The 21,953-nt window shown below is 44.0% G+C and carries 20 protein-coding genes; 12 read left to right on the top strand and 8 right to left on the bottom strand.

Translation table 11 applies throughout. From position 1 onward, the window contains the following. Positions 1-49: 49 nt before the first annotated feature. Both M2387_RS15060 and fadE read right to left on the bottom strand, forming a co-directional pair. Positions 50-1,624, bottom strand: coding sequence for an ATP-binding cassette domain-containing protein (locus tag M2387_RS15060; protein ID WP_259050599.1), 1,575 nt, complete (start codon positions 1,622-1,624; stop codon positions 50-52). 647 nt (positions 1,625-2,271) lie between these two features. Then, the gene (gene fadE / locus M2387_RS15055; RefSeq protein ID WP_259050484.1) at positions 2,272-4,716 is read right to left on the bottom strand and encodes an acyl-CoA dehydrogenase FadE; all 2,445 of its coding nucleotides are present in this window, start codon (positions 4,714-4,716) and stop codon (positions 2,272-2,274) included. A 227-nt stretch (positions 4,717-4,943) separates the two neighbouring features. On the opposite strand from fadE, the gene lpcA reads away from it, so the two are divergent. Both lpcA and M2387_RS15045 read left to right on the top strand, forming a co-directional pair. After that, entirely contained in the window at positions 4,944-5,525 is a 582-nt protein-coding gene (gene lpcA, locus M2387_RS15050; RefSeq protein ID WP_259050482.1) for a D-sedoheptulose 7-phosphate isomerase, read from the top strand. A 110-nt stretch (positions 5,526-5,635) separates the two neighbouring features. Next, positions 5,636-6,403, top strand: a complete 768-nt coding sequence (locus M2387_RS15045) for a class II glutamine amidotransferase (protein WP_259050480.1) — start codon at positions 5,636-5,638, stop codon at positions 6,401-6,403. Here M2387_RS15045 and dpaA read toward each other — a convergent pair. Further along, a complete protein-coding gene (gene dpaA, locus M2387_RS15040; protein WP_259050478.1) occupies positions 6,374-7,114 on the bottom strand; it encodes a peptidoglycan meso-diaminopimelic acid protein amidase in 741 nt (246 codons plus the stop codon). The two genes, M2387_RS15045 and dpaA, sit on opposite strands and share 30 nt — an antisense overlap. A gap of 178 nt (positions 7,115-7,292) precedes the next feature. Between dpaA and dinB the strand changes: the two genes are divergently transcribed. The 4 genes from dinB (at position 7,293) to M2387_RS15020 (ending at position 12,168) form a co-directional block, all read left to right on the top strand. Beyond that, entirely contained in the window at positions 7,293-8,348 is a 1,056-nt protein-coding gene (gene dinB, locus M2387_RS15035) for a DNA polymerase IV (protein ID WP_259050476.1), read from the top strand. A gap of 974 nt (positions 8,349-9,322) precedes the next feature. Continuing rightward, the gene (locus M2387_RS15030; RefSeq protein WP_259050472.1) at positions 9,323-9,493 is read left to right on the top strand and encodes a hypothetical protein; all 171 of its coding nucleotides are present in this window, start codon (positions 9,323-9,325) and stop codon (positions 9,491-9,493) included. A gap of 67 nt (positions 9,494-9,560) precedes the next feature. Then, positions 9,561-10,523, top strand: a complete 963-nt coding sequence (locus tag M2387_RS15025) for a M29 family metallopeptidase (RefSeq protein WP_259050470.1) — start codon at positions 9,561-9,563, stop codon at positions 10,521-10,523. 205 nt (positions 10,524-10,728) lie between these two features. Next, positions 10,729-12,168, top strand: coding sequence for a glycosyltransferase family protein (locus M2387_RS15020; protein WP_259050469.1), 1,440 nt, complete (start codon positions 10,729-10,731; stop codon positions 12,166-12,168). 119 nt (positions 12,169-12,287) lie between these two features. Here M2387_RS15020 and M2387_RS15015 read toward each other — a convergent pair whose 3' ends face one another. Next, on the bottom strand, positions 12,288-12,428 hold the full coding sequence (locus tag M2387_RS15015; protein ID WP_259050468.1) for a hypothetical protein: 141 nt from the start codon (positions 12,426-12,428) through the stop codon (positions 12,288-12,290). A 103-nt stretch (positions 12,429-12,531) separates the two neighbouring features. Beyond that, positions 12,532-13,989 carry a beta-Ala-His dipeptidase gene (gene pepD / locus M2387_RS15010; protein ID WP_259050467.1) on the bottom strand — a complete coding sequence of 486 codons (1,458 nt, stop codon included), beginning with the start codon at positions 13,987-13,989 and terminating at the stop codon, positions 12,532-12,534. Between the two features lie 253 nt (positions 13,990-14,242). Between pepD and gpt the strand changes: the two genes are divergently transcribed. From gpt to M2387_RS14990, 4 genes are all read left to right on the top strand, one after another. After that, on the top strand, positions 14,243-14,704 hold the full coding sequence (gene gpt / locus M2387_RS15005; RefSeq protein WP_259050466.1) for a xanthine phosphoribosyltransferase: 462 nt from the start codon (positions 14,243-14,245) through the stop codon (positions 14,702-14,704). A 358-nt stretch (positions 14,705-15,062) separates the two neighbouring features. Further along, positions 15,063-15,719: an amino acid ABC transporter permease gene (locus M2387_RS15000; protein ID WP_409040068.1), complete on the top strand. Its 657-nt coding sequence runs from the start codon at positions 15,063-15,065 to the stop codon at positions 15,717-15,719. Continuing rightward, on the top strand, positions 15,697-16,464 hold the full coding sequence (locus M2387_RS14995) for an amino acid ABC transporter ATP-binding protein (RefSeq protein WP_259050464.1): 768 nt from the start codon (positions 15,697-15,699) through the stop codon (positions 16,462-16,464). The genes M2387_RS15000 and M2387_RS14995 overlap by 23 nt, the downstream gene beginning before the upstream one ends. A gap of 35 nt (positions 16,465-16,499) precedes the next feature. Next, positions 16,500-17,273, top strand: a complete 774-nt coding sequence (locus M2387_RS14990) for an amino acid ABC transporter substrate-binding protein (RefSeq protein ID WP_259050598.1) — start codon at positions 16,500-16,502, stop codon at positions 17,271-17,273. Between the two features lie 125 nt (positions 17,274-17,398). Here the strand turns inward: M2387_RS14990 and M2387_RS14985 are convergent, their stop codons facing one another. Together M2387_RS14985 and M2387_RS14980 are read right to left on the bottom strand one after the other, a co-directional pair. Then, positions 17,399-17,737, bottom strand: coding sequence for a hypothetical protein (locus M2387_RS14985; protein WP_259050463.1), 339 nt, complete (start codon positions 17,735-17,737; stop codon positions 17,399-17,401). A 178-nt stretch (positions 17,738-17,915) separates the two neighbouring features. Then, positions 17,916-18,515, bottom strand: coding sequence for a hypothetical protein (locus M2387_RS14980; protein WP_259050462.1), 600 nt, complete (start codon positions 18,513-18,515; stop codon positions 17,916-17,918). A 370-nt stretch (positions 18,516-18,885) separates the two neighbouring features. On the opposite strand from M2387_RS14980, the gene frsA reads away from it, so the two are divergent. Then, positions 18,886-20,133 (top strand): esterase FrsA, encoded by a 1,248-nt coding sequence (gene frsA / locus M2387_RS14975; protein ID WP_259050461.1) that lies wholly within the window; start codon positions 18,886-18,888, stop codon positions 20,131-20,133. Positions 20,134-20,177: 44 nt separating this feature from the next. Then, on the top strand, positions 20,178-20,579 hold the full coding sequence (crl, locus tag M2387_RS14970) for a sigma factor-binding protein Crl (protein ID WP_259050460.1): 402 nt from the start codon (positions 20,178-20,180) through the stop codon (positions 20,577-20,579). A gap of 71 nt (positions 20,580-20,650) precedes the next feature. Here the strand turns inward: crl and M2387_RS14965 are convergent, their stop codons facing one another. Further along, on the bottom strand, positions 20,651-21,745 hold the full coding sequence (locus tag M2387_RS14965; protein WP_259050459.1) for a porin: 1,095 nt from the start codon (positions 21,743-21,745) through the stop codon (positions 20,651-20,653). Positions 21,746-21,953 lie beyond the last annotated feature (208 nt).

The following is a 21,953-nucleotide window of genomic DNA, read 5'->3' as shown; positions in this document are numbered from 1 at the left end:
TGGCGGTTAGTCGTTAGATTATCCGAAGACCCGGTTTCTTTGGCATTGTTTAGCTATTCACCACTTGGCTATTATCTAAATCAATCAGTTGGGAACAGTAGCGGTGGATATTGTTACTGTGGCTGACAAGAAGTAGGGTTAGCCCAAGGCCTGCAAGATAAGACATAACGGATTGCTCCGTGTCACTATCGAGCCCGGAAGTGGGCTCATCCAGTATCATCAGGGGTAACTTCCTTATGACGGCTCTTGCTATTGCCAGACGTCTTTTTTCCCCTCCGGAAAGTTTATTTCCTTTCTGTCCGACATGAAAATTAAGCGGGTCTCTCTCATTAAGATAAGAAAGACATATACCCTCAATGACTGACATTAACTGGTCATCAGTAACCTCTGCTTTAGGGTCGGTGCCATACAGTAGATTTTCTCTTACTGTTCCGGTAAAGATAGTCGGTTCTTGCTGAACAAATGAGGCTACACTGCTGATAGATGCGGGTGATAGGGCTTTGACGTTACGCCCATAAAGACAAATTAATCCGCTAAAATCTTTATTGAGACCGATAATGGAATGGAGTAGCGTGGTTTTCCCTCGGCCTGATGTTCCTGCAATAAGCGCCAACTCCCCCGATTTAATTTTTAAATTAATGATTCCATGGGAATAGGGTGTTTTATAATTTTTAACTTCAAGCACGGTTAAACAATCGTTCGGAGATATCAATATACTTTTTTCTTTTTCCAGATTGAGGATATTTAGTCCTTCCTGTAAAGATAAATGATTTTTTTTAAGATCGGAAAATGATGCTGCGATAGCATCAAAAGGAGCTATCAGTGACACAACATATCCGGACATAAGAATGAAATCACCTAAAGACATGCTCCTTGTATAAACAAACCATGCTGCAAAAAGGTGGGTTACAGTAAAAACAATACCAGAAACGATGGACTGTTTAATCAGTGTTAATGAAATTCTGTTGCTGCTTTGGGTGTATTTCTCCTGATACTGTCCGGAAATACTCTCGATAACCTCATACTCCCTGGCCCAGGCGTTGTGAGTCTTTATTTCAATGATAGAGGTTATTTTTTCGTTGAAATGAACTGACAGAATATTCTGGGCATCAAAAGATTGAAGATGTGACTCGGTAGTTTTTGATGAAAAATAAAGCGATGAAAATAAAAGAAGAGTAATGGAAACAAGAATGACTATGCCCTGATACAATCCGATGACAATAAATATCAGGGCGCTTCCAAGTATAATTTGAACAAAAACAGGAATGATCGCCCAAATAAATGAAAAAGAAAGCGCGCTGAATGCTGCTCTGCATCGGGTTATCGTGGCATAAAGCAACCCGACATCCATGTCTTTTACTATATAATATTTCACCTGGATAATATGAAGATACAATAACATTTGAGATATCGAATCGCATTTCGCGATTAATGGTGCGGCCAGTAAAGATCGAACCCATTGTAACAACTGGCTGGTAGTCCAGATGACGCTGTATAATAAAATAACGCCGAATAGTTTGTATATGTTTTCAGCCGAATTTTCCTGAGATAAGTGTTCAACAACGACTTTTAGCATATAGGGCACAGATAGCGTGACGCAAACGAACAGAAAAGCAGAGAGAATATTATAAAAGAAAATGGTTTTTATTTTTCCACTTACATTAGATAGCTTTTTAAAAAAAACATATAATCTTTAATTAAAATCATACATTACCTTCGATTATTGATTTCAGGCATGCTTCAGCGGAATATGTTCTGACGATATAAGGTTTAAAAATCTAGATTATTATAAAATTAAATCAATCTGCTTTACATTTTATTGGCGTTTTTTGGTATTTAATCAGTGCTCGTAATTTTATACAAATATCCTGAAGGCTGATGTTTGGAGAATATTTAATTACCATTTGAAGATGATAATCTGTCACTGTGAACTGAGCTAAACAGTCGGTGTGAAAAAATGATAGTGATGTAGCGTGCCGCTCGCGGCGGTGCTCAGGTGGGGTAACTTAGGGAGAACTTAGTTATCGCGTAACGCCATCAGTACTGAAAACAGTGTCCGGGGATAAATCAGAGTGTTGCAAAGGAGTTACCAGGAGTGATTTTTTACGGATATGACAAAGATATAACGGATTTCATCAAAGGTGAAAAATATCCCTTCGGTAACTGTTGAGGCTACTAACAAGGATCCTTATATGGACCCTTGTTAGTTTAGTTTGAATCTTTTCAGGTAAGTCTTCGTTCCACTGAGGCTTGTACTCCATTCAGTAGATATTAAGCCGCTGCGGTTTGTTTCTCCTGCTCTGGCTCCGTAACCGGCCTGGTTGCCAGCGCATTGGGATCAAACTCTTCAACGTTAATGCTGCGTAAGCGGCTGGTTTCCGCCTGAGTCAGGATCTTCGCTTCTTCTGCGGTGATAATGCCAGCGGCCAGCTGTTCTCTGGCCAGAATATCCAGGTTAGTAAAGGGCAGGCTATGACCCACTTCCTGGCAAATACGGCGATGAATCGGCTCGGCGGCCATAATATCCAGCAGCGCACTTTCCAGTAATCCAGCCGGGTTATTTTCCACTGCAGCCAGATACTGGTCGCGACCGATACGTGAACGCGTGGCTGAAGGGGTTTGCATGATTTTGGCCAGCTGACTGTCGAGTTTATCGGAAGGCGCTTTATAGCGACGACCCAGCGGGAATATCACCGCCCGCAGTGCCCCTGAGACCCAAGGGTTAGGGAAGTTATCCAGTAAGTCTTCCATCGCTTGCTCGGCCTGATAGAGCGAGTCCTGGACTCCCCAGTGCACCAGAGGTAAGTCCGCTTCGTTACGGCCTTCGTCCTGATAACGTTTTAATACCGCTGAGGCTAAATAGAGCTGGCTCAGGACATCACCGAGGCGGGCAGAAATGCGTTCCCGGCGTTTCAGGCTGCCGCCCAGCACAGCCATGGCTACATCCGATAACAGTGCCAGGTTCGCGCTGAGGCGGTTTAAGTGCTGGTAGTAGCGACGGGTGGCATCCCGGGTTGGGCTGCTGCTGGTCAGGCCGTTAGTGATACCCAGCCACAGGCTACGCACCAGGTTGCTGTTGACGTGGCCGATATGTTTAAACAGCAGCTTATCAAAAGCATCCAGTGAGTTACTTTGCGCAGCCGCCATCTCTTCCAGTACATAAGGATGACAACGTATTGCCCCCTGGCCAAAGATAATCATGCTGCGAGTCAGAATATTGGCCCCTTCGACGGTTATTGCGATAGGTGCGCCCTGGTAGGCTCGTGCCACAAAGTTCGACTTACCGAGCATAATGCCTTTACCGCCGACAATATCCATCGCATCAAGAATGGCGCGCTGGCCGCGATGGGTGCAGTGATATTTCACAATCGCCGACAGTACGGCCGGTTTTTCGCCCAGAACAATACCGTAGGTAATCAGTGAGGCAGCGGCATCCATCAGATAAGCATTACCGGCAATACGCGCCAGCGGCTCTTCGATACCTTCCATCTTACCAATCGAGATTTTAAACTGGCGACGAATATGGGCATAAGCGCCGGTGGCCATAGCTACGCTTTTCAGGCTGCCAGTAGCATTCGACGGCAGCGTAATGCCGCGTCCGACCGACAGGCACTCAACCAGCATACGCCAGCCCTGGCCTGCCATTGCCGGGCCTCCAATAATAAAGTCTATCGGGACGAAAATATCTTTACCCCGGGTTGGCCCGTTCTGGAAGGGAACGTTCAGCGGAAAATGGCGTTTACCAATCTCAACACCCGGTGTTTGTGTCGGGATCAACGCACAGGTAATGCCGAGGTCTTCGGTATCACCCAATAATTTATCCGGGTCAGACAGTTTAAATGCCAGCCCTAACACCGTGGCAATAGGGGCGAGGGTGATATAACGCTTGTTCCAGTTCAGGCGCATTCCCAGCACTTGCTGGCCCTGCCAGTTACCCATACAGACAATACCGTTGTCCGGTATTGCTCCGGCATCCGAACCGGCTTCCGGGCTGGTCAAGGCAAAGCAAGGGATCTCTTCGCCACGTGCCAGACGCGGCAGATAATGGTTTTTCTGCTCGTCGGTTCCATAATGTTGTAACAGCTCGCCTGGACCTAATGAGTTAGGTACGCCGACGGTAATTGCGAGTATGCCCGATACGCCAGAGAGTTTTTGCAGCACTTTAGCCTGAGCATAGGCTGAAAAATCGAGGCCGCCGTACTCTTTTTTAATGATCATCGCGAAGAAACGGTGTTTTTTCAGATGAGCCCATAACTCAGGAGGCAAATCGGCTAGCTCATGGGTAATTTCAAAATCATTCGCCATGCGGCAGGCTTCTTCAACCGGGCCATCGAGAAAGGCTTGCTCTTCAGCGGTTAATTGCGGCTGAGGATAATTGTGCAGCGTTTCCCATTCTGGTTTACCGCGAAAAAGATGACCTTCCCACCAGGTGGTTCCGGCATCAATGGCTTCTTTTTCGGTACGAGACATGGTCGGGAGAGCTTTGCGAAATCCCTGGAATACTTGACCGGAAATCAGCGATTTACGTAACGGTGTAACCACCAGTGGGAACAGGATTATTGCCACCGGAAGCAGGGCCCATGCAGACCAAATAGCCAGTCCGGCGAGAGCGCCCGTCCAGGCAAGTAACAGCAGGCCACTCAGGACCAGGTTAACCTGGTGATAGAACAGAACACCCAACAGAACAAGGGTGAGGACAAGGCTAAGAATTAGCATAATGATGCTCCTTACTTGTAGGAGGTCTGACCACTTTGAATGTACCTGTTTTAGTGGAAATGGCGACTTTTAGCAATCTGTTTACAAAGTAATTACAACCTTGCTCACATAATTAGTGCAGGTATTTCCTGATACCAGAAGGAACTGTGGGCTGGGTGCTTCTCGCATTCGGTGCGATCCGGTACACTCTTCGCGGTAAATTTCAATCAATGCTGAAGGACCTCGCTATGTACCAGGATCTGATTCGTAATGAATTAAATGAAGCAGCAGAAACTCTGTCGAATTTCCTGAATGATGAAAAAAATCTGCGGGATATTGAACAGGCAGCTGTGCTACTGGCAGAAAGCTTTAAAGCTGGCGGTAAAGTCTTGTCTTGCGGTAACGGTGGTTCACACTGTGATGCAATGCATTTTGCTGAAGAACTCACCGGACGCTACCGTGAAAACCGCCCAGGTTATCCGGGAATCGCCATTTCAGACGTCAGCCATATTTCCTGTGTGAGTAATGACTTTGGTTATGACCACATCTTCTCCCGCTATATTGAAGCGGTGGGTCATAAAGGTGATGTATTACTGGGGATCTCCACTTCAGGAAATTCAGCTAACGTCATTAAAGCGATTACCGCTGCGCGTGAGAAGGGGATGAAAGTTATTACTCTGACCGGCAAAGATGGTGGAAAAATGGCCGGTTCTGCAGATATTGAAATTCGTGTGCCACATTTTGGCTATGCAGATCGCATTCAGGAAGTTCATATTAAAGTCATTCACATCTTAATCTTGCTGATTGAGAAAGAGATGGCGAAAGACTAACACCTGCGGCAGGTGTTATTGAGCGGGCAGTTATGTTTACTACCCGCCATAAAAATTGTCGGTCTGTCTTATTTTTGCCCCCTTTGGGTTATTGCGATGGGAGATGAGCTATGTGCGAATTACTCGGGATGAGTGCTAATGTACCGACGGATATCTGCTTCAGTTTTACCGGACTGGTACAACGAGGCGGAGGCACCGGTCCGCATAAAGATGGCTGGGGTATTACCTTTTATGAAGGTAAAGGCTGCCGCACCTTCAAAGATCCCAATCCCAGTTTTCATTCGCCTATCGCGCGTCTGGTACAGGACTATCCCATTAAGTCTTGCTCAGTCGTGGCACATATCCGTCAGGCAAACCGTGGTAAAGTGGCGCTGGAAAATACCCACCCCTTTACCCGCGAGCTTTGGGGGCGTAACTGGACCTATGCCCATAACGGGCAGTTAAAGGGTTATCGCCGCCTTAATACCGGTTCCTTTCGTCCGATAGGCGAGACGGATAGCGAACAGGCGTTTTGCTGGCTATTGCATAAACTCACACAGCGCTATCCACGTACGCCAGGTAACATGGGGGCGGTATTCCGTTATATTGCTGAGCTGGCATCAGAGCTGCGGGAGAAAGGTGTCTTTAATATGCTGTTATCCGATGGCCGTTATGTGATGGCATTCTGCTCCACTAACCTGTTCTGGATAACCCGCCGTTCGCCCTTTGGCACGGCAAAATTAATCGATCGCGATGTAGAAATTAATTTCCAGGAAGAAACCACACCGGACGATGTGGTTACCGTTATCGCTACCCAGCCACTGACGGCGAATGAAACCTGGCACAGAATCGAGCCAGGTCAGTCGGTACTATTTTGTCTCGGGGAGCTGGTAGTTTGATACCAGTTGAGGCTGGATAACCGAAGCGGCTGCTGGTGGCGTCACGATATAGCGGCCGCTTTCAATGGCCACAGCCGGTGGCTGATGGTGTGCGGCAAAATAGTCGTAACCCGGCTTTAACTCTTCCCAGAACTTAATGTAGTTAGAATATTTATGGCGAGCCATATTGGAATCGGTCATACGGAAAGGAAAAATACCGATTTGCACCTGTGGCTGGCCAAAAATTAATGCGGCAGTGACAAACTGGAAAATCTCATCAATTCCGGTATCCGTCATGGCATAACATCCCACGGAAACACAGGCTCCGTGGATCATTAAATATTTCCCTTCATAGCCGTGGAATTTGTCGTATTCATTCGGGAAGCCGAGGTTCATCGCTTTATAGTAACGGCTGTCAGGTTTTAACTGACGACGTTCGACATTATAAAAACCTTCCGGGCTTTTAAAATCGCCTTCGCGTCTTTTTGGCCCCAGTCCGCCAGAAAAATTACAGATATCATAGCTATTTAGCAGGGAGTACTGCGCACCCATCTTTACCCAAAGTTCCAGGACTCGTTCTTCTTTAAATATTTGAATATAAACCGGAGAGCCCATTAGCTGCTGGCGAATTTCTTTACTTTTAGTGGTCTGTGGAACAGGAGTATTAAGCTGGCTTGCTGATGCAAAAAACGGCATCAAAAGCATCGCAGCAATGAGTACTATCTTGCGCATACTACGTTGGTTCCTTGATAAATCTGTTACTGGGTGCCAGAACGACAAGAGGAGGCCGGGCGAGAAAATTGCCTGAGCTGCGCTCACATTATCACTGCTGTTGATTTTCGCAAGCAAGACTATGAGGTTATAAAATCGTGCTGTATACTTATCCAGTATTATTGTGGGTGAGATGGATATGCGTAAAATTATTCATGTCGATATGGACTGTTTTTATGCCGCGGTAGAAATGCGCGATAACCCCAAGTTGCGAGATGTCCCCATCGCGATTGGCGGCAGTGCCAGGCAGCGTGGTGTTATCAGTACCGCGAACTACCCGGCGCGTAAATATGGCGTGCGTAGCGCGATGTCCACGGCTATGGCCTTTAAGCTCTGCCCGGGTCTGGTACTCCTTCCTGGCCGCTTTGATGCCTATAAAGAAGCCTCGCAGCATATCAGGGAAATTTTTTCCCGTTATACCTCGCTTATCGAACCTCTGTCGCTGGATGAAGCCTACCTTGATGTCACTGACAGCACCCACTGCCAGGGCTCCGCTACCCTGATGGCGCGTGAAATCCGCCAGACCATCTTTGATGAGCTAAATCTGACCGCTTCAGCGGGCGTGGCTCCGGTAAAGTTTCTCGCCAAAATAGCCTCTGACCTTAATAAGCCCAATGGCCAGTATGTGATTACTCCAGAAGAGGTTCCGGATTTTTTGACGAATTTACCGCTCGGGAAAATACCCGGCGTGGGTCAGGTGACGGTTAAAAAACTCGAAGAATTAGGTTTACGTACCGGAGCGGATATTCAGCAGGCGGATTTAGCCATGCTATTAAAACGCTTTGGTAAACTGGGCCGCGTGCTGCGGGAGCGCTGTATGGGGATTGATGAGCGCAGCGTTAACAACAACCGCCTGCGTAAGTCGATTGGCGTGGAGAGGACGCTGTCTGACGATATCCATCACTGGTCTGAATGCGAACCGATAATCGAAAAACTCTTTTTGGAACTGGAGCGCCGACTGGCAAAAGTACGGCCGGATTTACGGGTAGCACGACAGGGGGTGAAGCTTAAATTCAGTGATTTTCAGCTTACAACCCAGGAACATAACTGGCCATCCCTTGATAAAGCCCAGTTACTTCATCAGGCGTATCAGCTCTGGCAGCAACGTCGTGGGGAAAGAGGCGTACGATTGGTAGGATTACATGTCTCTTTACTTGATCCGCAGCTGGAACGGCAATTAGTACTTGGATTGTAGAAATACCTCCTATGGCGACCCATGAGAGGTATAACCGTCATGCTATGTATTATCTAATCTAATGTTGTGACGCTTATTTTATTACTTGGCAAAGATTCCACACCCTCTGAAGTCATATGTGTGACATAAATAATATATGTCTGTGCGGGCTTGCTATACAGCGTGATGCTGTTTTGAGAATTTGGAAGTAGAGCAAAACCTTTTTTGTCGTTTTGGTACAAAACATATTGTGAGCCATCCGCGTGATCTACCGCGCAGTCCCAGTGTATGCTATAGGAGTTCGAAGTAATGTCATCTGCATATAAACCCGTTGGGGACGCGGGGATAGACGGAGGTGTAGTTGATATTGTCATCAGGTTTTCCTTTTTATATTGATTGTTTTATTAAGGGGGGACTGAATAAGGTGTTTTTTTATTATTTTTCCGTCATGATTATCTCATCAGATATTTAATAATCAAATGCGGGTTTTAGCATTCAGGTTGCTAAAAATTACATTTGATTATTACGCAATAGTAACAATTGGTTTGTTTATATTTATAACGGTGTTTGTTGGATGACAATGATGGGTGATGGATACAACTTATCTGAGCGTGAAAAAAACCTGTTCCCGGTTATCTGACTGAATTCTTGACCCTCATAAACTCATCGGAATTCTTTCACTTGCCACCTTCATGCAACTATAATTATTTTGGCCATATAATATTTAATTGTGATCTCAATCACGCAATGGTTTTTTATTATGTTGTAATAATAAAACAATGATTTATTTTTGATAGCGATGACAATCCTTATTTTGTCACTAGCAAGACGTAGCTCACCTAATAAAAACAAGGCAAATCAATTCATTGATTTTCGACCGATTACTACGAAGAAGAAAAACCACGGTTTTTACTTCTTTGTCAGTAATCTGAAAAATACCTTATTATTAATTTGATATTAACCAATCGGTGGTTAATTGTGATAGAGGTAATAAAATGGAAAATAAAGATAACTGTAAAAATAATGAAACTCATCAAAATAATGAAAACTGTCAAAGTAGTGAATTATCAATCGCAGAATGGATGGAGGAGGAACAACATCAAGATTGGGTTGATATGATGAAAGAGAGTGCTGTTATTCCATTTGCTACATCACTTTGGGCTTGATGAAAATGGCGGGGTTATTACCCGCCATTTATATTGATGGTTAAATTTCTATAGTTGAGGTTATTTTATGGAACATAGTATTAGCAATTTTTTTGCGTGCGTTAGTAATCATCCTTCCATGACAGAAAAAAATGAAGATACTTATAATATTTTCATTGGCTCAGATTGCTCTCAGGAAGAAATCGCAAAATCTATTATTCAGTTTTGCCCAAAAAAACTCCCATACACTTTTACGTATGCTAATATTGAGAATTCAGATCCCGAGTTAATAAATAATTATATTGAACTAAGTGATTTATTTATTTTTATGTATGATTCATCTACTCGTTCTGATTTAAGCCCTCATGGCCCTAAATTTATACAGCCATTGAAACAGAAAATGGCTGAGCACTGGAAGAAATCTGTACTTCTTAGAGAATATGGTGAGTTTTTTAAAGAAGCCTTTTCTGAGGATATTGGAGTTATATCTGTTAGAAATGAAAAGATTATTCATGCTGCAAAGAATGCTAAGAAAATATCATTTCATGATGGTTTTGGAGGCGTGTTACAAGGAACGCTCGTTGATAACCAATCCTGGAAAAGCCTGGATGGTCGCAATCACTATGATTTAATGCCTGGTGAAGTGGCTACTAGAGTATTGGATTTATCAGGGAAAATAAAATTTGGTGGGACATTTTTAAGCACGGTTCCTTTTGCCATTAAATACGGCATCATTGATCCTATATTGGATATTGAAATAGAACAGAGCAGAGTTGTATCTGTTAAATCGACAAATGAAAAACTAGAAAAAGATATCAATTTATATTTAGATAAATGTGAGGGGAATAGGGTTATTGAGGAGTTTGGAATCGGTACAAACATAAATGTTAATCTACATGGTCGTAACGCAAGTTTTGAGGAGCGTCATGCTGGAGTGCATCTAGGCCTTGGGGGCGGAGAAAGAGCTAGCCATCATCTCGATTTGGTTTTTTCATCAGGAATATTACTCTTTGATGATCAGGTTATCTTTGATGGAGATTTTCATATTTAGCTTTTTATAGTTACTGACATTGAACACTCCATACTCTATTGTACGTACATACAAACCTAACATGATATAAAACTTCACTATTATAAATAGTTAAAGATGAAATTAAAACCTTATCCTGGCAGCATTAAAATGCTTTAGCTATTTATTGAATGTTTTTATATTATGTTATGGTTTGTTTTAATTTGTATATTCAGAGGATAGGATTATGCCTGTTACTCTAGAAGAACGCTTAACTATCGCATTAAATAAACATCACCACCATCCTGGTGATATTGGTATTTTAAATGAGATTTGTGAATGTTTAATAATGCTCAAACAAGATGAAAAAGTTCTTCCCTGGGCAGAGAAAATACTTTTAATTAACCCTTGTGATATTATTTCAATGACTCGACGTGCTAACGCACTTTATTTATCAGGCCGGTATGTAGAGTCGGCTGATGCATGGGAAAATCATCCATACAAACTAGATAACCCTATATATTATATGTTTATGTTAGGAATGAGTACTATGATGGCAGGAGATCTTATTAAGGCAACCTCTTTACTTAGTGATGCCTGGAATATGTCTCTATCTTGCGAGCCTGCGCTATCGCCATCAATTGGGTTTACTTTGGGAGAATCTATGCTAAAAAATAGTGACTCTCGAGGTTTTGTATATTGGTTAATGCGTAATGATGTGCCACGTTTATCTTTCAGTTATAGTCCAGCTGGTGTCCCTGTATGGGATGGAGAATCTGATTTATATGGTAAGCGAGTATTGATCACTCACGGACTCGGGTTTGGTGATAATTTTTTATTGTTGAGTTGTATAAAAGACTGGCAAAAAGCAGGAGCAAAAATAATGCTCACCTGTAATTCTTATATCTATGAGCTGATACAAACATCTTTACCTGACTGTGAAGTTGTTAGTACCCCAGATTCAAAAAAATTTCACTCACCGTTACCTGATAAGATCCAGCTGCAAGTTAACAGCTTTTCACCACATGTCCATGCAACATTACTACATCTGCCGTTATTAAAAGCAAAAGGATCAGAGCCTTCAATAATATCATTCCAACCCTATATACAGGTACCCGAAAACCAACATCAAACAGCAATCAAATGGTCACGACAGCTACGAGCAAAACATCAAGGGAAAAAAGTAGTTGGCTTATTTTGGGATTGCGCACAACGATATTGGAATGAAGTTGGAGCAGTCATACGTTGCTGGGCTGAACGACGCAGTTTACCGCTTACGGTAGTAAATAAAATAATTGAATGTTCGTTCTTGGTAGAAAAAATACATTTTGTCAATTTACACCATTCTGCGATTACCACATTATCTGGCTGCAATTCGAAAAACATCAGTAATTATATTCATGGTATTCATGATTTTAGTGATACAACAGCTTGTATAAGTCAATTGGATGCTGTCGTTGCTGTTGATTCAAGTGTGGCAAATTTATCTGCCATGATGGGAGTACCAACATGTGTACTTACTCATACAACTGGAGATTGGAGGTGGGGAATGAAAGGTACTGAAAGTCCGTGGATCTCAAATGCAATCATTTTTCGGCAAACGGATGAGGGGGTATGGGAAGATGTTATCCAAAATCTTAATTCCTGGTTATTAAATTTTTGTAGTACGGATTCAATGGAAGAATGAGAACGGTTGCAAAGTTTTAACGGCGGTGTGGGTGTTGATTGAGCTGATGACCATAAGTGGCTTGTTGAAAATAATTAACGAGTTAATTTTTCACTCTCAATATGATGAATTTTCAAACATTACGGTAAAGCCACTCCTGCTGACCACTGGTCTGTTGTTTTCTCTGTTCCTGGCAACGATTTTTCCTCTGATTTAGCCTGATTGCGCCAGCTATAGAGGCTAGCTTCGGATATTCCTTCCATCTGTGCAACCGCAACCACGGTTATATTGTAGGGCGGCGGTATTTTGCCAGTATTTACAATTCTATTATAGAAATACCTCCCACGGTAATCCGTGAGAAGTATTTTGGGTATTACAAGCGGGTTATTTAACCGGAATTGCTTTCAGTAGTGCTGTCAGCAGCGTCCAGTAATGGCCAACGCTTTCAATATGGACACGTTCATCAGGCGAGTGAGGGCCAGTGATGGTCGGGCCAATAGAGACCATATCCATATCAGGATAAGGTTTCTTGAATAAGCCACATTCCAGTCCGGCGTGGATCACCATAATGTTCGGAGTTTTATTGAACAGCTTCTGATAGGTTTCACGCACCAGATGCATCACCTGCGAATCTGCATCCGGCTGCCAGCCAGGGTAGCTGCTTTTAGCCTCAACATGAGCGCCAGCCAGCTGACCCAGTGATTCAAGCATAGTAACGACATAGTCTTTACCTGAATCAATCAGCGAGCGGATCAGGCAGATAATTTCGGCATTATCTTCATGTAAATTCACAATACCCAGATTCAGGGAAGTTTCGACTACCCCTTTAACGGCATCAGAATTCCGTATGACCCCATTAGGCATGGCGTTTAACAGACGGATAAAGGTATCCCGGCTGGCGGATGTCAGGGCAGGCTGCTCTGCACTGACTGGCTCCAGCAGAACCGTCAGGTTCTTTTCAACCGCTGACAGTTCATTTTGTAATATTGCCAGATACTCGCTTGCCAGGGCTTTCAGCGTCGCCGCTTGTGCCTTAGGTACGGCCAGAGTTGCATAGGCTTCACGCGGGATAGCATTACGCAGTGTACCGCCGCTCAGGGCAATTAAACGCGCATCCAGGGCTGCTGCATGGGCGGCTAAGAAACGACCCAGCAGTTTGTTGGCATTACCCAGACCTACATGAATATCGCAGCCTGAGTGCCCGCCTTTCAGACCTTTAATGGTTAATTTAAAGGTTTCAAAATCAGCTGGAACGGCTTCACGGGATACCGGCAGGGTAGTAATAAAGTCAATGCCCCCGGCGCAGCCCATGTAAATCTCACCTTCTTCTTCTGAGTCGGTATTGATCATAATGTCAGCTTTTAACCAGCCAGCCTGTAAACCAAATGCGCCATCCATCCCGGCTTCTTCGGTCATGGTGAGCAGCACTTCCAGCGGGCCGTGTTCAACGCTGTCATCAGCCAGTACCGCCAGTGCGGAAGACATACCGATTCCGTTGTCCGCACCCAGGGTGGTGCCACGCGCTTTTACCCAGTCACCGTCGATATAAGGCTGGATAGGGTCTTTTGTAAAATCATGCAGGGTATCGTTATTTTTCTGCGGAACCATATCCAGGTGGGCTTGAAGCACTACCGTTTTACGGTTTTCCATACCCGGCGTTGCAGGTTTACGCAGCAAGATATTGCCGACGGCATCCCGGTCAGTATAAAGACCTTTTTCTTTGGCCCAGGACAGAATGTGTTCTGCCAGCTGCTCTTCATGGTAAGAAGGATGCGGAATCGAACAAATTTTGGCAAAAATATCCCACAGTGGCTGCGGAGATAATTGAGACAATTCAGACACGTTGGCTCTCCCAGGATTCAATTTTTTAGCAGACCGGAAAAGGTGTTATCCGGTTGATTTTCACTGTAAGCAGTACTTACGCGATAGTTCGAGAATATCATTTTATTCTGTTCTGTGTGGATTGAATGCCAGAAAAAACTGTTGCAGATAACCCGTGGCGCTGGTTTTTAGGCCGCCAGCTATCTATAATCTCGCGCAACCAAAAATTCTTTACCTATCTTTAAGCCGTGATTGAGCGGCCGGGGCACTACACATGAGCGAAAAATACGTCGTCACTTGGGACATGTTGCAGATTCACGCCCGTAAGCTGGCACAACGTCTGCTACCTGCTGAACAATGGAAAGGCATTATTGCTGTTAGCCGTGGTGGTTTAGTGCCTGGCGCACTTCTGGCCCGTGAGCTGGGAATTCGTCATGTTGATACCGTGTGCATTTCAAGCTATGACCATAATAACCAACGCGAACTGACCGTGATTAAACGTGCAGAAGGCGACGGTGAAGGCTTTATCGTTATTGATGACTTGGTTGATACCGGTGGTACTGCTGTTGCTATCCGCGAAATGTATCCGAAAGCCCATTTTGTGACTATCTTTGCTAAACCAGCTGGCCAGCCGCTGGTCGATGACTATGTTATCGATATCCCGCAGAATACCTGGATTGAACAGCCTTGGGATATGGGCGTTGTCTTTGTTCCGCCATTGGCCGGACGCGATTAATTTTCAGGATAAAAGAGACTACCCAAGTCATTTGGCGGATTCCTGAATAGTTACCAGCACCCTGTGAGCGATAAGCTGACAGGGTGTTTTATTTTATGGGGGAGCTTTATATCTATTTCAGCAAAAGATAATACAAAATAATCAATGCATTTTTTAATTAAATAAATTTAGATTCGCCATCTTAAATAACAAATTCGATTATTGATTTCTAATATTGATATATGCTGATAGTCCCCTGTGCATGATAAGCTGAATTTATAAGTCGAACGTTAATAGAAGTTCGATAATAAATAAAGATGACGTGTAAAGGTGAACTGTGCCTGAATTTATTTCATTAGCAATAAGTTCATTCTGGCCGATGTTTTACGCCGGAATGGTTTTTACTATACCCATAACGTTAATTTCATTTTCGCTTGGCCTGTTAATAGGCTTTGTTGTGGCATTAATTCGTTTATACGGGCCTGCGCCACTAAAATTAGTGGTGCGCTTCTATGTCTGGATTATTCGCGGCACTCCGTTGCTGGTCCAGCTGTTTCTGATCTTTTACGCGCTGCCCGGGGTCGGTATCACACTCGATGCGTTCCCGGCGGCGGTGATTGGCTTTAGTCTTAACGTTGGGGCATTCACCTCTGAGGTCATTCGTGCAACCTTGCTCTCGGTGGCGAAAGGCCAGTGGGAAGCGGCGCACTCTATCGGGATGAGCTGGGCGCAATCACTGCGTTATATTATTCTGCCGCAGGCGGCAAGAGTTGCCGTTCCCCCGCTATCGAATACGTTTATTTCGCTAGTAAAAGATACTTCTCTGGCTTCGGTCATTACCGTGCCTGAGATGTTTTTAGCTGCCCAGAGAATTGCCGCGGTGACTTATCAGCCACTGATTTTATATACCGAAGCGGCGCTACTCTATTTATTAATCAGTTCTGTTTTATCCTATTTACAATCCAGACTGGAAATAAGATTAGAAAGAAATACCGTAGTAAAGGATGAATATCATGATAACAGTGTTCGGTCTTGAAAAAAGTTTCGCTAATCAGAAAGTCTTACATGATATTTCTCTGAACCTTGTTGAAGGGAGCGTAACTGCGCTTATTGGTCCATCCGGAAGCGGTAAAAGTACATTATTACGTTGCATTAATTTACTGGAAATTCCACAGGCAGGGAGCTTAACCATCGGTAGTGAGGAAATATCTTTTTTACCTGACGCGTTGCCAAAAAGAAAAGATATTCGTCGCATTTGCCAGCAAACCGGCATGGTTTTTCAGAATTTCCAGTTATTCCCGCACTTATCGGTACTGGACAATATTACTCAAGGATTGATTGTAGTGCAGAAGTGGCCCGTTGCGCGCGCAAAGGCGCGGGCAGAAGAGCTACTGATTAAAGTCGGTCTGCTGCACAAGCGTAATGCCTGGCCGGCAATGCTCTCGGGCGGGCAGCAGCAACGGGTTGCTATCGCCCGGGCAATGGCTCCCTCACCGAAGGTATTGCTCTGCGATGAACCTACTTCTGCGCTGGATCCCGAACTGTCGCTGGAAGTGGTCTCCGTTTTACGCCAGTTAGCACAGGAAGGTACCACCATGCTAATGGCAACTCATGACTTGCGTCTGGCGGCCAATATCGCCAGTCAGGTGGTATTCCTTGAGGCGGGTCATATTGTTGAGAGCGGAAGCGCAAAAGAGATTTTTACCCGGGCGAAGAAAACGCGCACGCAGCTATTTATTTCCACGCTGACAGAAACATTCCCGGATTCCTGGGAAATTTAAAAAAATAACAGAGCAATTCTTATCAGGAGTTAATGATGAAAGTATTAATGACCGCATTACTGGCGACGGCGATTCAATTAAGCGTTGCACATGCCGCCTGGGCTGAAGATGATTTAGCCAAAATAAAAACAGCAGGGGTATTTAAAGTCGGTACCGAAGGGACGTTTCCTCCTTTTACTTACCATAATACGGCTGGCGACTTGGTGGGATTTGACGTTGAGATTGCACAGGAAATCGCAAAACGCCTTGGAGTCAAAGCGGAGTTTGTCGAAGGGAAATGGGACGGACTGGTGGCGGGCCTGGATGCTAATCGCTACGATGCGGTGATTAACCAGGTTTCAATTACGCCTGAGCGTCAGGCCAAATATGACTTCTCCGAGCCTTATATCACACTGAAAGCAGTGCTGATTGTGAATGAAAAAAATAGCGACATTCATAATTTTACTGATCTGAAAGGCAAAAAATCGGCACATACGCTGACCAGTAACTATGCGCAAGTGGCACGTGAAAACGGGGCGGAAGTGGTCGGCACGGACGGCTTTGACCAGTCAATTGCCTTGGTGTCGCAGGGACGGGCGGATGCGACTATCAATAGTAACCTGTCATTCCTCGACTTTAAGAAACATAAGCCCGATGCTCCGGTAAAAATTGTCGCTGAAAGAGGCGATGCTGAACAGGAAGCGGTGCTGATTCGTAAAGGAAATCCGGAATTACGTCAGGCGATTAACTCGGCTATCGCTGAGATTAAAACCGACGGCACCTATCAGCGGATTTCCAATGAATATTTCGGTGCGGACGTGTCGAAATAACCGCATACAGGTTACAGATTTTATCCCGGTCTGTTGCGAGAGCAGACTGGGAATTAACCTGAGAGTAATCAAGGGTGTCATTTTCTATTTTATCTGAAATATCAAAATTATTATTTATCATCCATTCAGTTATTAGTGCCAGGACCATTCCAGATCAGCTGAGATCTTAAATTCTCGGGAACAATAGAAAAAAGCTTTGAAATATTTTTGATATTACTATCATAAAGAATGCTGATATTTTTATTGGAATTATAAAAATAATCTTTGCAATGGTAATTCAAAAAATGAATATCACCATCATCAATATCATCATGAGCCAGAAGACGGTAAAATGAATGAATCAACTGCGTCTCATAGTATACAGAACGATCCCTTATTCTCCTGAATAAACTATGAGTGGCAATGTTACGTAAATAAGGTAGGGATGAACTCAGTATATCAAGATAAATTTCATTTTTTGTCATGCTAAATATCACCGTAATTAAGTCTATGATCTAAAATATTAATCTTATTTCTTTCGTCTTGATTTTACTGGTTTAACAGGCTCTGTTATCGTGACACACTCGGCATCGAATGCTGTTAGCGATAGGGAAACCTTTTTACCTGAAGAGAACAGGTATGAAAAACGGCTCTTCAGTTTTGTCACTTATACATTTTCCTGAAGTGACTATTAATACTTTCGTTGGGGATCAACCTGTCTTGAGTAAAATCTAAACTATCAGATACCGCGACACATTTCCTTAGCTCTTCAGGGAAATCTTCTACTTGCCCATAAATAGTGGGTAACATATAGCGATAGTAGTCACCCATTTCTGTTTCACCATCATAGCCTACAGGGTAATCGTCACCGGGAGCATTACCCTCCACTGCCTGGTAAATAAATAACCCTTTATTTATAGAGTAGTTTGAATCGCTGTTTGTTTTTTTATACTTATAAATCTCATTTTGATGTTTTATGGTCTTTTTTATTGTTTTCGGGCCTATCCATGCAGGTATCATATCAATAATATAATCGCCATTTTTATCCATAGGAATAGAAGTATAAATAGCGGACTCTTCATTTAGAAAATCAGCCAAGTCCCTCGATAATACGTTAATCTCTTCCGTTTCCAACAGGCATTGAGGCAATTCACCCCAACAATTATTAATAAAAATGCTCAACTTGCCATACTTATCCATACCGAACCATGTATATATAGAGCCAGCGCCAGGCTCCCAAGTGGGACTTAAATCATAACCCATTTTTTTACTCCCTCATGACATGCTGTTTTTTTATTCTCACAAGTCCCTACATTATACTCCTGCGGCAAATATTTCTTTCGGATTAGGTTATCAGTAATGACGCTAACTATGCGATCATACGTTAAAAAGAGGCGAAATCTATTGGGTGTCACGGAACCGTGGGTTCTGTTAACGACCTTTATATCGAATAGTGTCATAACCCTTCAGGAAGAACAGCCCTCCGTGCGGAGCGAAAAAACGGTTATCACTCCCCCCTGGAAACCATCTCTGGCTTTTTCTCGCCAGGAATCTTCCGCGACCTTTATGCTATTTGGTCGTTATCAGAGTACAATAACTGTAATTTCTTTCATTTGCAGAGGCAGAGCAGCAGATGTCGCAAGCCAACCTTAGTGAAACCTTATTCAAGCCCCGTTTTAAACATCCGGAAACTTCAACGCTGGTGCGTAGGGCCCACTCGAACACCACCTCTGCTGTCCATTCTGCACTGGATGGCGATACCGTTCCTCACTGGTATCGCATGATTAATCGCTTGTTATGGATTTGGCGTGGGGTGGATCCTCGTGACATCCTGGATGTACAGGCGCGTATCGCCTGTACTCAATCTGAACGTACAAATGAAGAATTACTGGATACGGTTATCGGTTATCGGGGCGGTAACTGGATTTTTGAATGGTCCAAACAGGCGATGCTCTGGCAGCAAAGAGCCTGCAATGAACAAGATGAAGAGAAAATCGGTCAATACTGGCTTAAGGCCGCTAACCTTTACAGCATTGCCGCTTATCCTCATATCAAAGGGGATGTCCTGGCTGAACAAGCCCAGGTTCTGGCTAACCGGGCCTATGAAGAAGCCGCTCCACGCCTGTCAGGCGGGCTACGCGAACTGTCATTCCCTGTTGAGGGTGGCGGAACGGTAACCGGGTTCCTGCATATACCACAGCAAGGCAGTGGTCCTTTCCCGACGGTGCTGATGTGTGGCGGGCTGGAAAACTTACAGAGTGATTACTACAACCTGTTTGCTGAGTATCTGGCACCTCTTGGTATTGCGATGCTCACCCTCGATATGCCGTCTGTCGGCTTTTCCTCAAAATGGAAACTGACGCAAGATTCCAGTTATTTGCACCAGCAAGTGCTGAAAGCGCTGCCAAATATCCCTTGGATAGATCATACCCGGGTGGCTGCATTTGGCTTCCGCTTTGGTGCCAATGTCGCGGTGCGTTTAGCTTACCTTGAATCACCACGTCTTAAGGCTGTAGCCTGCCTTGGGCCGATAGTTCACACTTTACTGACCGATCCTAATCGTCAGGCTAAAGTGCCGGATATGCTTATTGATGTATTTGCCAGTCGTTTAGGGATGAATAACGTTTCTGATGCTACTCTGAGTATTGAACTTAATCGTTACTCACTTAAAACGCAGGGGTTATTAGGACGTCGTTGCCCGACACCGATGCTTTCAGGTTACTGGCAAAATGATTTCTTTAGTCCGGAAGAGGAATCACGCTTAATCACTTCGTCATCTGCAGACGGTAAGTTATTGTCGATACCTGCTAGCCCAGTGTATAAGAATTTCGACAAAGCATTACTGGATATTGTCGAATGGATAAAGCAGCGATTGAGCTAATTTAAATGAGTATTCCAGAGTAAGACAATACAAAGGAGAAAGTAATGACATTAGTGAACGGACATCCGAGAGGCCGGTTATTAAAAAAGTTTACCGATCTTGGCCCCTATATTCGTGAGGAGCAGTGCCAGGATTCTCGCTTTTTCTTCGACTGCCTTGCTGTCTGTGTTAATGCCAAACCTGCCCCCGAAAAACGTGAATTCTGGGGATGGTGGCTGGAGCTGGAAGCACATAATAACCAGCTGAATTACAATTATCATTTTGGTTTATTTGATAAAAATGGCCACTGGAAAGTGTCTCCATCAGGTAGCCAGGAAGTTGATGAGCAAGTAGAAAAGACCTTGCAGGCTTTCTTCAAGCGCCTGAAAGCCTTACTTGTGACCTTAGATATTGAACTGGTTCCTTCAGAAAAACTCTCCGAAAAGGCAAAAGCTCTGACGGTTTAAGTTTGATGGCAATATATAACAAAGGGGCTCAAATATTGAGCCCCTTCTTGTTACCTATCTGCTATGAATAATTAGAACTGGTAAACCATACCAACACCAACGGTATCATCGCTGTTCAGGCCCAGTTTATTATCGCTTTTCAGCTGGTTGATTTTGTAATCAACATAGGTAGACATGTTCTTATTGAAGTAATAAGTTGCGCCTACATCGATATATTTAACCAGGTCAGCGCTACCAATACCGTTCAGCTCTTTACCTTTTGACTGAACATAGGAAATGGATGGACGCAGGCCAAAATCAAACTGGTATTGAGCAACGGCTTCGAAAACCTGGTTCTTGGTTGCTGCGCCGCTAACGCTGGTGGATACGTTATTAATCACCGCAGTACCTGATACTGGCGTCATATAACGTGATTCAGCATACATGGCAGCCAGGTAGATATCGTTCTGGTTGTATTTAAGTGAGGTGCCCCAGGCGCGTGCTTTGTTGTTACCGTTGCCCAGGAACGCTGCTTTTTGAGCCGCAGTACGGTTGGAGCTCGCATAAGCAACACCCATGCTGACACCAGTATCGCCGATGTCATAGCTCAGAGAAGTACCAAAACCGTCGCCATTTTGTTTGCTGGTAGCACGACCTTCATTTTTACCCTGGTATTGCAGACCGAATTTCAGTCCATCAACCACACCAAAGAAGTTATTAGTACGGTAAGTAGCAACACCGGTAGTACGACCCGTCATGAAGTTGTCAGTCTTAACCAGGCCGTCGCCACCGAACTCGGGTAATACGTCAGTACCTGCCGCGATATCGTACAGAATACCGTAGTTACGACCGTAATCGAATGAACCGTAATTACCGTATTTTAAACCAGCGAAGGCAAAACGTGTTTTACCGGCGTCAATTTCACTTTCTGCTTTGTTGCCTGATACCTGATATTCCCAGCGACCGAAACCGGTCAGTTGGTCATTAATCTGAGTTTCACCTTTAAAACCGATACGGGCATAGGTTTTATCGCCACGATCGGATTGATTATCAGTGAAATAATGTAAAGCTTTTACGCGTCCGGTCAGATCAAGTTTGTTGCCGTTTTTATTATAGATTTCAGCAGCCAGAGAAGCCTGCGATGCAACTAAACCCATTACCAATATTGCCAGTGTGCTCTTTTTCATTTTTTGTCCCAAGATGGTTAAAACCGACAATTTGGTTCAAATTGCGGCATTCCAGTAAAATTCATGGGAGTTTTTAGCCTGTGGAGATTAAAGATTTATGACAGGGTGAAAAAAAGTTCCAATCTATGAAAAAAATTTTATGAATCATCAAAACGTCATAAAAAAAGTTCAGGGTAGGAGATCTTCTGTTTTTTCTTTCTGTTTTTCC

It is taken from the genome of Klebsiella sp. BIGb0407 (assembly GCF_024807845.1).
GTDB lineage: Bacteria > Pseudomonadota > Gammaproteobacteria > Enterobacterales > Enterobacteriaceae > JGM124.
Note: the sequence above shows the minus strand (reverse complement) of the source record. Positions and strands in the feature narration are given on the sequence as shown.